Source organism: Geobacillus kaustophilus, assembly GCF_000948285.1.
GTDB lineage: Bacteria > Bacillota > Bacilli > Bacillales > Anoxybacillaceae > Geobacillus > Geobacillus thermoleovorans_A.
In genome coordinates, this window is record NZ_JYBP01000003.1 from 1,396,092 (window position 1) to 1,409,829 (window position 13,738).

The window sequence follows — 13,738 nt, forward strand, 5'->3', positions numbered from 1 at the left end:
TAAGGGGGCATGTGTTGTTCCAGATGCCCCCAAAATTCTTATTTGTTGGCTTCCTCCGCCAACGCGTCATCATGTTGTTTCGCAAATTCTTCTGGCGTGATTTGTTTGCCAAACAGGGCCGTCATTAAGTCATGGTGCAGCTCAGAAACATTCGGGCTTGCTTGGGTGTCAAACCAAGTCGTAATGTTTGTCGCGTTATTGATGTCATGCAAGACATCCAGGTACATCTTCGGTACGTTCAACCCTTCTGTATTCACCTTTGTAGCTGGTAAAATGCCTGCACCTTCCACTGACCGTTTGCCCCATTCTTTGACAAGGTACGCCGCGAAGTCTTTCGCTTGTTCTTTATGCTTTGAATTTTCCGCGACAAACGCGCCTAACCCAGGACCGCCAACATAACTGTTGATGTCCGTTCCTTTGCCGCCTTCATACAGTGGGAATTTAAAGTAACCAACCTTCTCTTTAAACTCTTGCGGCACATCCGGGCTGGTTGTAAAGTTCGGCAACTCCCATGTGGCCGTTAAGAACATGGCTGCCTTTTCGTTTAGGAAATAACCTTTAGCATCATCATTCGAGAAGGCAGTGTTCCCTTTGACAAAGAACCCCATATCCACAAGATTTTGAACTTCTTTTGCCGCTTTGACAATAGCTGGGTCAGACATTTTCACTTTTCCTTGAATGACATCGGTCAAAATCGTCGGGCCGCCAATCCGGTCAGCGAGGTACATAAACCACATCGATGCCGGCCATCCGTCTTTTGAACCGACTGTGGCTGGAATCACCCCATGCTTGATCAACGTTTTCCCAATGTTTTTCAAATCTTCAAAGGTTTTCGGTTCCTGAAGACCATATTTTTTGAAAATCTCTTTGTTGTAGAAAATATACGTGATGTTCATCTCCATTGGAAGCGCATACGATTTGCCGTTAAAGGTATACGCTTCTACCGTTCCAGGTACAAACTGGTCTTTAAATTCTTTTTCGATAATATCATTTAGCGGCGCAAATTGTCCTCCAGTGGCGTATGGTTCGGCAAAACCGTTCGACCACGTCAACCCTACGTCAGGCAATTCATTCGAAGCGGCCAACACTTTTAATTTATCCCGATATTGATCCGGATTTAATACCTCTACATCAATCTGAACATTCGGATGCTTCGCTTCATAGTCTTTAATAATCTCCTCTACAAGATTGTAGTAAGCGGTTGAACTGCCTTTTGGCCAGTCGTGCATAAACTTCAAATGAATTTTCCCGTCTCCGGATTTCCCCTCGCTCGCAGAATCGCTCGACGAAGAAGAACAACCAGACAGCACAATCCCCGCCATCAACATTAGCAAAACCAACCATGTGAACGCTTTCTTTTTCATAAACTTTACCCCCTTCTCTATTCTTTGCTTGCAAATACAGTCTACCATCATCATGAAGGGGGAAAAAGGCAACAACCATTAGGAAAAGTACCAGTATTTTTAGATTACTTTTCTTTTTGACTTTTTCGATAGCTGCTCGGAGTCTTTCCCTCCATTTCCTTAAACAAATGAATAAAATATTTCGCTGTTTTGTAACCGCACTCTTCCGCAATCTCTGATACAGCCATATCAGTCGTCATCAACAGTTCTTTAGCTCGCTGCATTCTTCTTCTTGTGAGATATTCGCTGAATGTGAGTTTCATTTGTTCTTTAAACAGCGTGCTAAAATAGCTTGGATTCAAATGGACGTGCTCCGCCACTTCTTTTAGTGATATATCATCTTTTAGATGCCGATCAATAAACTGGATGGCCTCGCGAATCGGTTCACGAGTTTGGGGGTGACGGTCAAGGGCATCGATGAGTTTATCGTCAATCAATTGTTTCATCACTCGTTCCCTTTCCTTTTGCTCGGAAACGTGGATCGCTTTTTCTACCGCTTCGAATAATTCGCTTTTTTTCACCGGCTTCAACAAATAGTTTAATACACCAAGGCTGATGGCTTTTTGCGCATAATCGAAATCAGGGTAAGCAGAAATGAGGATCACTGCCGGAGAATCGTCTTTTTCTCTCATTTCCTCTAACACATCAAGCCCGGTAATTTCCGGCATCCGAATATCTGTCAATAACACGTGCACCCGCTCTTGCCGCAAAATGTCAAGCGCTTCTTGGCCGTTGGCAGCCGTTATGATTCGGTGTTTGCCGGAGGCCCATTTTTCCAACAACCGCTTCATCCCTTCCCTCGCCCTCGGCTCATCATCCACAACCAAAATGGTCTTCTCATACATTATCTTTCACCTCCGTTAACAGGAATTCGAAGCGTGACCTTTGTACCTTTGTTTTTACGGCTCTCAATTGTTATGCCATCGCTCGTTTCTTTCTTGTAATAAAGTTGGAGACGTTTTTTCACATTATACAATGCCATTCCTTTTCCTTTCGCTTCTCCTGTATGCATAGCCTGTTTCACCGCCTCGAGCCTTTCTTCATCCATTCCAACTCCATCATCTTCCACCATGATCTCAAGATGACGATCCGAAACCGGTTTGACAGCCACGGTAATGGTACAAGGGGCTGTCCGGTTTTCCGAACCATGCACGACCGCGTTTTCGACTAACGGTTGAATCAACAGTTTTGGGATTTTGACATTTTCCCATTCCTCAGGCAGCGACAAATGCCACTTGATGCGATCGCCAAACCGAAATTTGATAATGTCCATATAATTTTCGATATGGCGAAATTCCTCTTTCAATGTAACCCAATCATCGTTCACATTTCGGCTGATGGTGTAGCGAAACAGCTCTGACATGGACACAACGACATCTGCCAACTCTTCTTCCCCTTTCTCTTCTAACGACCACCGCAGCGACTCCAACGTGTTGTACAAGAAATGAGGGTTGATTTGCGCTTGAAGCGCTTTCAATTCACTTTGGCTGCGAACAATCTCTTTTTGATACACCATTTTGATCAAATGATTCGTTTCTCTCACCAATTGGTTATAGGTGCTATTCAGCTCCCTGATCTCATTGACCGTAACCATCTTCGGATCAACTGTTAATAACCGCTCATTCGCCAGCCGCATCGTTTTCGTTAATTGAACAATCGGCCGTGTAATGATGGTCGAGAGAAGCAGCGAACATAAAAAGTAAACAAGCATCCCGATAATGCCAGCGAAAATGATCCCAAACCGAATGCTGTTCACTCCCTTGGTCAGGGCACTGACAGGCGTTAATATGAAAACGGTGAACCCTTTGTTGGAAGACTGCTTTGTTACCATGTATTCGGTTTGATTTATTACCGTTGCTGACCGTTGATTTAATGAAGATACATCAGTTAAGCTGGAATTATTTGAAAAAATAACCTTTCCTTCCGGATCGGAAACCAATACGTATTGCCCCGTGTTCACCTCAGTAATCGCGAAATACGGCTTGTAAATTCGCACAAGCAAGTATCCCCCGTTGGCAAAATGACGCTCCATCAACGTAATGCGCCGTATCGCTAAATAAAATTGCGGGTTTCGCGGATCTTCTCCGATCCATACAAGTCTGCCTTTCGCGCGATCCGCTTCATAAATCCATTTCACGTTGAGACGTTGAAACATCTTCATAGAACTGTCTAGGGGAAACACTTGCTTTAAATCTTCTGTATAGAGCTCGACAGAGTAAATGCCCTCAGAGTTGGCTTGGATATTATTAACCACACTTTTTAACCTTTGCAATTCTGGAAACGTCACTTTCTCTCCCCCATGGATTCGTTCAAATAATCGTTGAACTTCTTGATTGGTCATCACAAACTTTGTCGCTGTATTCAACTGTTCAAACAATGAATCAATCCGACCGCTCGCTTCAATAGCTGTCTGCTTGATTTGGTTTTCAGCGTTGTTCCGAATCAACAGGGACACTTGCTTGAGCGTGATCATGCTGACGAGAGACAGCACAATCACCATGACAAATAGGAATACGACCAATATCTGATTTCGCAACGTGTTCCATTTTTTTAGGTAGCTAAGCATGGCGATGTCCCTTCCTAACGGAAAAGAGTATGTGAAAGACAAATCTCTTTAATTACTAGTATAGTGGCTTCTACATAATTTGTATAGAACACAAACAAAGATTGTCGAAACAAAAAGCTGGTCGTGTCCGGTTCATCAAACATCCGACCAGCTCATTCATTCACCTTGGTATTTCATCTTCATTTCCAAATCATTTCACACAGTGAATAGCAACATCGATAGGTCTATTTCTCATTCACCCACACCGTCATCTCCCCTTCCCCACGGTTGCACCAGGCATAATAAGGAATCGCACGGAACGGAACTTGATAGGTTCGGGGTTCAATCGGGCGATACAATTCATCATTCCATGCTGATTCATCCATTCGTTCGGCGGTTCCGGTGATCACTACAACCCCTTCTAGCAAGTCCGGCTCAAAGTGCGCTTCCAACTGGGCATCGCGCGGAAGGAACAAATTTGCCAAATTCGGTCCGTTATCGACTTCTTCCAAACAATACACAATCGGCCCGCGCTGCAACGCAACTTTGCCGGCATTGGCGCGCACTTGGGGATGCGCCTTAATCCGCTCGACCGGCATCGAGAAGTGAAGGACCATTTCATCCCCTTGCCGCCACACTCGACGGATATAAGCGTACCCTTTTTTGGTCAGCGGCGCAATGTCTACGTTTTCCCCATTGATCGTTACCTCCGCTCCCCGGCACCATCCAGGAATGCGCAATCCAAGTGTAAATTCCTGGGCTGATTCCGGCGAAATCGTCAATCGAACCGTTCCATCCCAAGGATAATTCGTCTCTTGCACGATCTCGACTGACCGACCGCCTATTTCCGTTTGAATGTTGCTGCCGACATAAAGGTGGACGAACAACGCATCCGATGTTTGTGAATAAATATAATGGCCGATCGAGGCGATGAGACGGGCCAAGTTCGGCGGGCAGCACGCACAGCTGAACCATTTTTGCCGCACCGGTTTCACATGGCGTTTGTCATGGCGTTCACATGCCTTCGGCCACACTTCGAGCGAGTTGACATAAAAGAATCTCTTGCCGTCCAAATCCATGCCGCTGATCGTTCCGTTGTATAGCGCCCGTTCCATCACATCCGCGTACTTCCCATCCATCTCCAGTTCCAGCATGCGGCGGGCCCAAAACACTAACGCAATTGACGCGCACGTCTCGGCATAGACCGTATCATTCGGCAAATCAAAATCAAACGTAAACGATTCGCCAAAAGCGCTCGAGCCGACGCCGCCCGTGATATACATTTGCCGTTTCGTCACGTTTTCCCATAACGTTTGGCATGCTTGTTTCAACGATTCGTCTCCCGTTTTCGCCGCCAGTCCAGCCATGGCGGTATACATATAGAGCGCCCGCACCGCATGCCCAACAGCTTGTTTTTGTTCCCTGACCGGAATGTGCGCCTGATGGTAACGATACCCGCCGTCATACCAAAATGGCTTCGTTTCCCCTCTTGCTTCTTTTTCCTGATCAAAGTAATGAGGTTGCTGCCCGCGCTGATCAATAAAATATTGGCTCAGTTTTAAATAGTTCTCGTTTCCAGTCGCCTCATACAATTTCAACAGCGCCAACTCAATTTCCTGATGTCCGTCGTATCCAGGAATTTGGCCTTCCCCGCGGCCGAATACCGTACCGATATAGTCGGCATATTTGCACATAATGTCTAAAAAGCGCCGTTTGCCTGTAGCCTGGAAATAAGCAACTGCCGCTTCGATCAAATGGCCGGCGCAATACAGTTCATGATTGTCCCGTAAGTTTGTCCATCGTTTTCCAGGCTCCTTGACCGTATAATACGTGTTGAGATAGCCGTCCGGCTGCTGAGCGCGGCCAAGCAGCTCAATCACGTCATCCGCGAGTGCTTCCAATTCCGAGTCGCGCTTTTCCTCGAGTAAATACGCCACCGCTTCGAGCCATTTCGCCACATCACTGTCTTGAAAGACCATCCCGTAAAATTCTCCATCTGATTCGCCAGCGGCGATGCGGAAATTTTCGATTGCATGGCTTGGTTCAGCGCCTGGGATGCGGTCATTAAGCGCTTCCCACTGGTAAGGAACGACTTCGTTCCGGACGACATCGATATATCGTTTCCAAAACCGATCCTTGACATTTGCCCTTATTGTAGCTTTTTCCACTTTGATTCCCCCTATCATGTTCCTAAAACCCATTCATTTAAAAAGTAGAGAATCGTAAAGCGGTTCGGACGCAATCGATGAGCCTCCCGCAGACTCCGTTCAACCAACGGAAGATCGATGCCGAGTTGTTCCGGGAGAGCGGCCCCTCCTACTTTCTCTAACATAGTTCGAACGCGCCCTGGAGAGGGCAAGGATTCAAGCAGTTTCTGAATAGAAGCCGCCTTGGCTTTGAGTCGTTTCCTTGCAGTTTCGTCTATTGATTTCGGTCGTTCTTCTAGTTTGTTCCATAACGGCCAAAAGACGCGTTGATAGTGTTCAATGATCATCGGAGTCGCTACGCCAACCTTCGCCCCGTGCAGCACTTGCCGTTTGTTCCGACGCAAAAATTCCATTTCCCAGTAGTGGGACAGATGGTGTTCCGCTCCCGATGCCGAGTACGATTGCCCCATGAGCAACATCGCAATGCCCGACTGCAGCAACGCATTCATTAATACACGAATCCCTTGTTCACCGCCATCGGCAATGTCATCAATATGGTCGACACATGCTTTGAGAGATTGTTCGGTAAGCTGGTGAACAAATGGACAATAGGGCTCATCGGCCATCCAGTGGGCAAACTGCCAGTCGACCAATGACGTATACTTCGCCACCATATCGCCAAATCCAGCGGCGATCATCTCTTTTGGAGCTTGGGACAACACACCTGTATGAGCAAATACAGCGACCGGCGCCTGTGCTTGAATGGTTTTTTTCACCCCACGAATGATGAGCGGAGCTCCCATTGACGTAAATCCGTCCACCGATGGAGCAGTAGGAACCGAAATAAACGGAACCTTCATTTTATGACTGCTAAAACGAGTAATGTCGTGAATCGTTCCCGCCCCTACGGCAACGAAAACATCAACATCGTTCGGCGTTTCCAACAGCACTTGCACAATCGAACGTTCATCGGCGATGACATCCCCATTTTCGTCCGGTTGCACGAGGCATATTGTATAGCGGATTGATTTGTTTTCCAGTTCATCACACAATGACTCCCCTGCTGCCGCAAACGTCCGCTCATCGGCCACCACGGCCACCTTCTCATACCGCTTATGGCGCAAATAAGCAAGGAGCTGCTCAAACGCGTCGCATCCCACCGTCATCTGTTCAATTGGAATGTCATAATGAAGATGGCCACAATCGCATTGCTTCACCAATGGCACGATCTCTTCTATTATTGGGTTCACTGCACGATCTCCTTTCCAAGCCCCACGATGTCATAAATGGAATCCATCACATAATCCGGCCGTTCTTTTTCCCTCAATGCCTTCAATTCGTTGCGCTTCGTATTTCCTGTCAGCACAAGAGCGGTTTTCATGCCGTACATTCTCCCCATGCGAATATCCGATTCCACACTGTCACCGATGACGAGGCAGCGGTTAGGGGGCACCTTCAGCTGGCGCAAAGCCGCTTCGACCATAAAACAAGAAGGCTTCCCTAACACAAGTTCCACTTTTCGGCTCGCCGCCGCTTCAATCGCTCCTACCATCCCGGCGACATCAATGGCATTCCCATGTTCACTCGGAAACGTTTTATCGATGTTGGTCGCAATGATTCGCGCCCCATGATGGACCGCACGAAATGCCAAATCCAAATCGCGGTACGTCATCGTTTCATGCAGCGTGATGATGAGAAAATCCGCGTCTTCGGGAGCTGGCGCCAACGGCACCTGGTGATGCCGCAGCTCTTCACGCAATCCTTCGTCGCCTAACGTCCAAACTTGGCAAAGCGGATAATGTTTCCGAAAAAATTGGGCCGTTACCGTTGAGGATAAAATGATGTCCTCTTCCGCCGCCGCAATTCCAAACCGTTCAAGCTGTTCATGACACATGCGGCGCGACCAATTGCCACGGTTGCTGACGAACACGATTCGTTTTCCAAGCGAACGGAGGTAGGCAACCGCCTTATCTGCATGCGAAATGAGTTCATTTCCCTTCCATATCGTCCCATCAAGATCAATCAACACCCCTTCAATTTCCTCTATCAAGAGCCATCCCCCTCCCATCCGCCTATGATGTCCGCCCGCCAAACCGATAGACCGTCGTTGATACTCGCTCCTTGTCAGCTGGCAATATGATCGACGGAAACTGCGGATGATGAATCGCATCCGGCAGCCCTTGCGTTTCGAGGCAAACACCGAGATATTTCCGCGACGGCACGCCGCCTAAATCCATTCCTTCCGGCAGCTGGTTCGATGTGTACACGACCACGCCGACTTCGTCCGTCTCCACCGTCAACGTTCGTCCGCTCTCTTGGTCGGAAAGAACAATTTCCTTGTCATGATGCCGGTCGAGCCAAAACGGATGGTCATAGCCCCCGCCGACGAGTTCGATTTGCGGGTGTCCGGATTCAACCGCCTCCCGGATCATCTTTCCTTGCCGCAAATCAAACGGCGTGCCGGCGACATCCAAGACGCGGCCTGTCGGAATCAGCTCGTCATTCAATTCGAGTACGCGAGAGCTTTGGATGGCCAGCGTATGGTCTAAAATATCGCGCTTGCCGTTGCCGCTTAGGTTAAAATACGTATGGTTCGTCAAGTTGACAAGCGTCGTTTTGTCCGAACGAGCCCGGTAGGTGACGGTCCATTCGTTGTCATTGTTGAGCCAATACGCCACTTGCACATCAACCGTTCCCGGATACCCTTCTTCCCCGTCCGGGCTTGTGTACGAAAAGACGACCCCGACCGCATCATCGCCCCAAACCGGTTCCGCCTGCCAAAGCACGCGGTGGAATCCGCCCGGGCCGCCGTGCAGATGGTTGTTGTTTTCGTTTTTCGCCAACTCGTACGTGGCCCCTTCAAGCTCAAAACTCGCCCCTTGAATGCGCCCCGCCACCCGGCCAATCACGGCGCCGAAATAAGGGGCGTTCTCGACATACGGCTCAAATCGGTCAAACCCAAGCACCACATTTTCAATGTTGCCCATCCGGTCAGGAACCAGCAGTTTGGTCACGATGCACCCAAAGTTCGTCGCGGACAATTGTATGCCGCGATCGTTTGTCAAGGTGAACAAGAGAATATCGTTTCCATTCAGTTCGGACCACTTTTCGTATGTAATGTTCATCTCGATTCCCCTTCCTTCATAACCGCACGATCGCTCCCGTTTTCATCGATGTGCGGCAAGCGTCGAGCGCCCGCGATTGTTTGATCATGCGCTCCGGCGAATACAACAGCGGCGTCCCTTCGAGAATGGCGCGGGAAAAGTGCTCGATTTGCAGCGCGTATTGGTCGCCAAACACGGTTTCCTCACGCTCGCTTCCATCAGCCGTTACGACCGTAATCCGTCCCCCTCCCCCGTCCACATCCGGCCGGTACGCCCGCGAAACAACGATTTTTCCCTTCGTGCCGATGATTTCGTACTCATTTTTGAAGAACATATCGAAGCTGCACGTGAACTGGGCGAAAACACCATTTTCCATCTTCATCCAACCGATCGTCGTCAAATCAACCGAACGATGCGGATCAAAACGAGATTGGACGAACAGCTCGACGGGCTCGGCGTCAAGGACGTGTCTTGTCGAATGCACACAATAACAGCCGACATCGAACAGACTCCCCCCGCCAAGCTCATCGTTCATGCGGATATTCGTTTCTCGGTCTTTCAGGTAAAACGAGAAATGGGTGCGCATGTACTTGACATCGCCGATCTCGCCAGCAGCTAGAAGTTGCTTCACCCGCTCGTGCTGCGGATGGAATTGGTACATGAACGCTTCCATAAATAAAACGCCGTTTTCCTCGCACGCCTCGATCATGCGCCGGACATCTTCCTCACATAAGGCGGCGGGTTTTTCGCAAAGCACATGCTTTTTCTTGTTCGCCGCTTTAATCGTCCATTCGGCGTGCAAGCTGTTCGGCAGTGGAATGTACACCGCATCAACATCAGGGTCATCGAGCAGCTGGTCATAACTGTCGTACGCTTTCGGAATCCCAAGTTCCCGCGCCGTTTGATTCGCCTTTCCCCTTTCACTGGCAATCGCCACAACTTCCGCGCACTCCACGCGGCGAATCGCCGGGATCATCACCTCTTGGGCAATAGCGGCGGTGCTGATGATGCCAAAACGGACTTTGCGTTCCATGTCCCGTCTCTCCTTCCCATTTTCAGACGGATAGGCTGGTCATCAGACCAGCCTTTCACATCTTTATCGTTTTCCTAAACGAATGACGTTCCACGACAACTTCGGCAACGTCGCCGATACTTTTCCATCGGACATCTGAGCGTCGCCGTTGCGATGCGGAACAACCGGAGACGACTGCGCCGAATTCGTTTGTTTCACGTTGTCATGTTCCAATACGATATGTTCAATAACGCGATAATCCTCAAAATTGCGGACATCGCACTCAAGCAGTAACGAATCGTCCATATCACGGTTGACGGCGAAAATCGTTACTTCTTCTTTTTCTTCATTGTACACCGCGATCGCCTCTAAGTACGGCACGTCCGTAAAGTCTTTGCTGTCGTATTTCGGACTTGAAATGACTGGGTGCAGCGCCACCCCTCTGCCATAAACAGAAGCATGCATAAACGGATAGTAAATCGTTTGCTTCCATGCCGGACCGTTCTTTTCCGTCATGATCGGTGCAATGACATTCACTAATTGAGCCAAGCAGGCAATTTTCACCCGATCGGCATGTTTCATGAGCGTAATAAGCATGCAGCCGACAAGAAGCGCATCTTCAAAGTTATAAATATCTTCCAACAAAGGCGGCGCCACCGTCCACGGTTCAATTTGCTTATCCGCCTCATTCGAATGGTACCATACGTTCCATTCGTCAAACGAAAGGTGGATCGTTTTTTTGCTTCGTTTTTTCGCCTTCACATAATCGGCGATGGCGACAACCGAACGGATAAAATCATCCATTTCCAGCGACAGCGCCAAATAATTGGCCGTATTATTATCCCGGTTTCCGTAGTATTGATGGAGAGAAATATAGTCGACATGGTCATACGTATGGTCAAGAACAGTCGCTTCCCATTCCGCAAACGTCGGCATGCTCCGGTTCGAGCTTCCGCAGACGACGAGTTCAATTGTTGGGTCGACCCATTTCATCACTTTGGCTGCTTCGCAAGCAATCCGCCCGTACTCGACGGCCGTCTTATGGCCGATTTGCCACGGACCATCCATCTCATTGCCCAAGCACCACGTTTTAATTTTATGAGGCTCTTTGTAGCCGTGGGCAATGCGCAAATCGCTGTAGTAGGAGCCCGATGGGTGGTTGCAGTATTCGACTAAGTTGCGTGCCGCATCAATGCCGCGCGTCCCTAAGTTGACGGCCATATTCACTTCGGCTCCGACCATCTTGGCCCAATCCATAAATTCATTCAAGCCAATTTCATTCGTTTCCACCGACCGCCACGCCAAATCAAGCCGACGCGGACGCTGCTCTTTTGGCCCCACTCCATCTTCCCAGTTGTAACCGGACACAAAATTCCCGCCCGGATAGCGGATGATCGGCACTTGCAGCTCTTTGACCAGCTCGATGACATCTTGCCGGAAGCCGTTTTCATCTGCCTGCGGATGTCCCGGCTCATAAATCCCTCCGTATACAGCGCGGCCGAGGTGCTCGATAAAAGAACCGTAAATGCGTTTGTCGATTTCAGCGATTTTGAAGTCTTTTTCGATGATCATCGTTGCTTTTTTCGTAGCCATCTGCCACTCTTCCTTTCTATTTTTTATCAACTTGTCAATCTATTCTTCCCTTCCCCATTTCGCCCTTCCCGGAAACGGGCAACATTCCCGCCTCCATTTTGCCTGGTAATGGACAAGATACCCGCTATAGGCGCAAGTTGTGCCATATTGGAGAGAGGAACAACTTCTGCATATATTGATCCTTTTCTCATATACGTCATCGGAAACGAGTGCTGAACGATCAATTTGTTCAATGAGCGGATCCATCATTTCCCGTGTAACGATGACGCTGCCCGCGCAGTCTTGGCACCAATTTTTTTCTTCCATATTTTCCGCCGCCTTTGTCTTCATTGTCGTTCAATCAAAGCCGTTTTATTTTCAACAATCGCTAAAGTGACGACAGACATGGGCGGAAGTTTGGCCATCAGTGTATGTTGGCCGAGCTCTATTTGACGGAACGGTTCGGGCTTCACTGCATCCGGCTTTTCAAATGTATTATGGGCATTCATCTCATTCGCTGTTAACATCGTGCCGAATACTTGCTTGCGTGCGAGGCTGTCTCCACGAAACTCTAAATCTACTACCGCCTCATTTCGATGATCAATATTGCATAAACTGATATGGACAGTTCCTTCCCCGTTCTTGGATGCAGTGATGCTTACTTGCGGCAACGTTTCCCCGCGATGCTCATACTCGGCACATGAAGACTCTATTGCCAACAACTCGGCATCTTGGTGAACCTTATACATGTCAAACACATGATACGTAGGCGTGAGAATCATTTGTTCCCCTCTTGTCAAAATGACCGCTTGCAAGACGTTAACCGTTTGCGCGATATTCGCCATTCGCACTCGATCACAATGGTTATGGAAAATATGAAAATGGAGAGCTGCGACAAGCGCATCACGGATTGTATTTTGTTGATATAAGAATCCCGGATTCGTGCCCGGTTCTACGTCATACCACGTTCCCCATTCATCCACAATGAGCCCGACGCGCTTTTCCGGATCGTACTTATCCATAATCGTGCTATGCCTCGTAATCAATTCATCTATATATAATGCTTTTTTCAATGTAATAAACCACTCATCTTCTGTAAAATCCGTGGCGGAGCCTTTCCCGAGCCAAAAGTCCCCAGGAATTGTATAATAATGAAGGCTCAACCCATCCATAAAGCGGCCGGCATTTTTCATTAAAACTTCTGTCCAGTAATAGTCATCTACATTCGCACCACAGGCAATTTTATAAATTTGATTGTCCCCGTAATTTCTGACATATGTTTGATAGCGGCGATACAGGTCGGCGTAATATTCAGGGCGCATATTCCCTCCGCAGCCCCAGTTTTCATTCCCGACCCCGAAATATTTCAACTTCCACGGCTTCTCCCGCCCATTCTCCTTGCGCCAATTCGCCATTGGCGATTCTCCATCAAATGTCATATACTCAATCCATTCTGACATCTCTTGAACCGTGCCGCTGCCTACATTGCCGCAAATATAAGGCTCGCATTCAAGCATTTCGCATAACATCATAAACTCGTGAGTGCCGAAATGATTGTTCTCAATCACCCCTCCCCAATGGGTGTTAATCATTTTTTTGCGCTGCTCCCTTGGGCCAACCCCATCCTTCCAATGGTACTCATCCGCAAAGCAGCCGCCCGGCCACCGTAGAACCGGAACTTTTATGTTTTTCAACGCTTGCAATACATCGTTGCGAATCCCATTTGTATTCGGAATCGGAGAGTCTTCTCCGACCCAAATTCCTTCATAAATGCAACGCCCAAGATGTTCCGCAAAATGGCCGTAAATGTTCTTGTTGATGGTTCCTTTTGGCATGTCGACGTTTATTACCGCTCTGTTTCTCACAATACCTCTCCCATTCCTTTCATTAATGTTATGTAGACATTTGCTTCACCAGTGTCAGATTATAATTTGTACGTACTATAGAAGACATTA

11 protein-coding genes are annotated in these 13,738 nt (G+C 48.3%); all 11 read right to left on the reverse strand.

The window, feature by feature from the left end:
* Positions 1–38: 38 nt before the first annotated feature.
* Complete coding sequence (locus tag LG52_RS07445) at positions 39–1,364, reverse strand: extracellular solute-binding protein (protein ID WP_013145179.1); 1,326 nt, start codon at positions 1,362–1,364, stop codon at positions 39–41.
* A gap of 104 nt (positions 1,365–1,468) precedes the next feature.
* On the reverse strand, positions 1,469–2,248 hold the full coding sequence (locus tag LG52_RS07450; RefSeq protein WP_020279017.1) for a response regulator transcription factor: 780 nt from the start codon (positions 2,246–2,248) through the stop codon (positions 1,469–1,471).
* Positions 2,248–3,969 (reverse strand): sensor histidine kinase, encoded by a 1,722-nt coding sequence (locus LG52_RS07455; protein ID WP_020279018.1) that lies wholly within the window; start codon positions 3,967–3,969, stop codon positions 2,248–2,250. The genes LG52_RS07450 and LG52_RS07455 overlap by 1 nt, the downstream gene beginning before the upstream one ends.
* 224 nt (positions 3,970–4,193) lie before the next feature.
* The gene (locus LG52_RS07460) at positions 4,194–6,134 is read right to left on the reverse strand and encodes a glycoside hydrolase family 127 protein (protein ID WP_197071997.1); all 1,941 of its coding nucleotides are present in this window, start codon (positions 6,132–6,134) and stop codon (positions 4,194–4,196) included.
* Positions 6,131–7,345 carry a sn-glycerol-1-phosphate dehydrogenase gene (locus tag LG52_RS07465; RefSeq protein WP_044731455.1) on the reverse strand — a complete coding sequence of 405 codons (1,215 nt, stop codon included), beginning with the start codon at positions 7,343–7,345 and terminating at the stop codon, positions 6,131–6,133. The genes LG52_RS07460 and LG52_RS07465 overlap by 4 nt, the downstream gene beginning before the upstream one ends.
* Complete coding sequence (locus LG52_RS07470; protein WP_020279021.1) at positions 7,342–8,163, reverse strand: HAD-IIA family hydrolase; 822 nt, start codon at positions 8,161–8,163, stop codon at positions 7,342–7,344. The genes LG52_RS07465 and LG52_RS07470 overlap by 4 nt, the downstream gene beginning before the upstream one ends.
* Positions 8,164–8,167: 4 nt before the next feature.
* The gene (locus tag LG52_RS07475) at positions 8,168–9,220 is read right to left on the reverse strand and encodes an aldose epimerase family protein (protein ID WP_044731456.1); all 1,053 of its coding nucleotides are present in this window, start codon (positions 9,218–9,220) and stop codon (positions 8,168–8,170) included.
* A 16-nt stretch (positions 9,221–9,236) separates the two neighbouring features.
* A complete protein-coding gene (locus LG52_RS07480) occupies positions 9,237–10,232 on the reverse strand; it encodes a Gfo/Idh/MocA family protein (protein WP_044731457.1) in 996 nt (331 codons plus the stop codon).
* A gap of 63 nt (positions 10,233–10,295) precedes the next feature.
* Complete coding sequence (locus tag LG52_RS07485; protein WP_044731458.1) at positions 10,296–11,804, reverse strand: alpha-N-arabinofuranosidase; 1,509 nt, start codon at positions 11,802–11,804, stop codon at positions 10,296–10,298.
* Positions 11,805–11,843: 39 nt separating this feature from the next.
* Entirely contained in the window at positions 11,844–12,134 is a 291-nt protein-coding gene (locus LG52_RS20515) for a DUF6171 family protein (protein ID WP_020755791.1), read from the reverse strand.
* Positions 12,131–13,618, reverse strand: coding sequence for an alpha-N-arabinofuranosidase (locus tag LG52_RS07490; RefSeq protein WP_044731459.1), 1,488 nt, complete (start codon positions 13,616–13,618; stop codon positions 12,131–12,133). Before LG52_RS07490 ends, LG52_RS20515 begins: the two co-directional genes overlap by 4 nt.
* Positions 13,619–13,738 lie beyond the last annotated feature (120 nt).

Coding starts and splice junctions, on each gene's coding strand:
- LG52_RS07480 (WP_044731457.1), bottom strand. CDS start 10,232: ATGGAACGCAAAGTCCGTTTTGGCATCATCAGCACCGCCGCTATTGCC.
- LG52_RS07485 (WP_044731458.1), bottom strand. CDS start 11,804: ATGGCTACGAAAAAAGCAACGATGATCATCGAAAAAGACTTCAAAATC.
- LG52_RS20515 (WP_020755791.1), bottom strand. CDS start 12,134: ATGAAGACAAAGGCGGCGGAAAATATGGAAGAAAAAAATTGGTGCCAA.
- LG52_RS07445 (WP_013145179.1), bottom strand. CDS start 1,364: ATGAAAAAGAAAGCGTTCACATGGTTGGTTTTGCTAATGTTGATGGCG.
- LG52_RS07460 (WP_197071997.1), bottom strand. CDS start 6,134: ATGATAGGGGGAATCAAAGTGGAAAAAGCTACAATAAGGGCAAATGTC.
- LG52_RS07455 (WP_020279018.1), bottom strand. CDS start 3,969: ATGCTTAGCTACCTAAAAAAATGGAACACGTTGCGAAATCAGATATTG.
- LG52_RS07450 (WP_020279017.1), bottom strand. CDS start 2,248: ATGTATGAGAAGACCATTTTGGTTGTGGATGATGAGCCGAGGGCGAGG.
- LG52_RS07470 (WP_020279021.1), bottom strand. CDS start 8,163: ATGGGAGGGGGATGGCTCTTGATAGAGGAAATTGAAGGGGTGTTGATT.
- LG52_RS07490 (WP_044731459.1), bottom strand. CDS start 13,618: ATGCCAAAAGGAACCATCAACAAGAACATTTACGGCCATTTTGCGGAA.
- LG52_RS07475 (WP_044731456.1), bottom strand. CDS start 9,220: ATGAACATTACATACGAAAAGTGGTCCGAACTGAATGGAAACGATATT.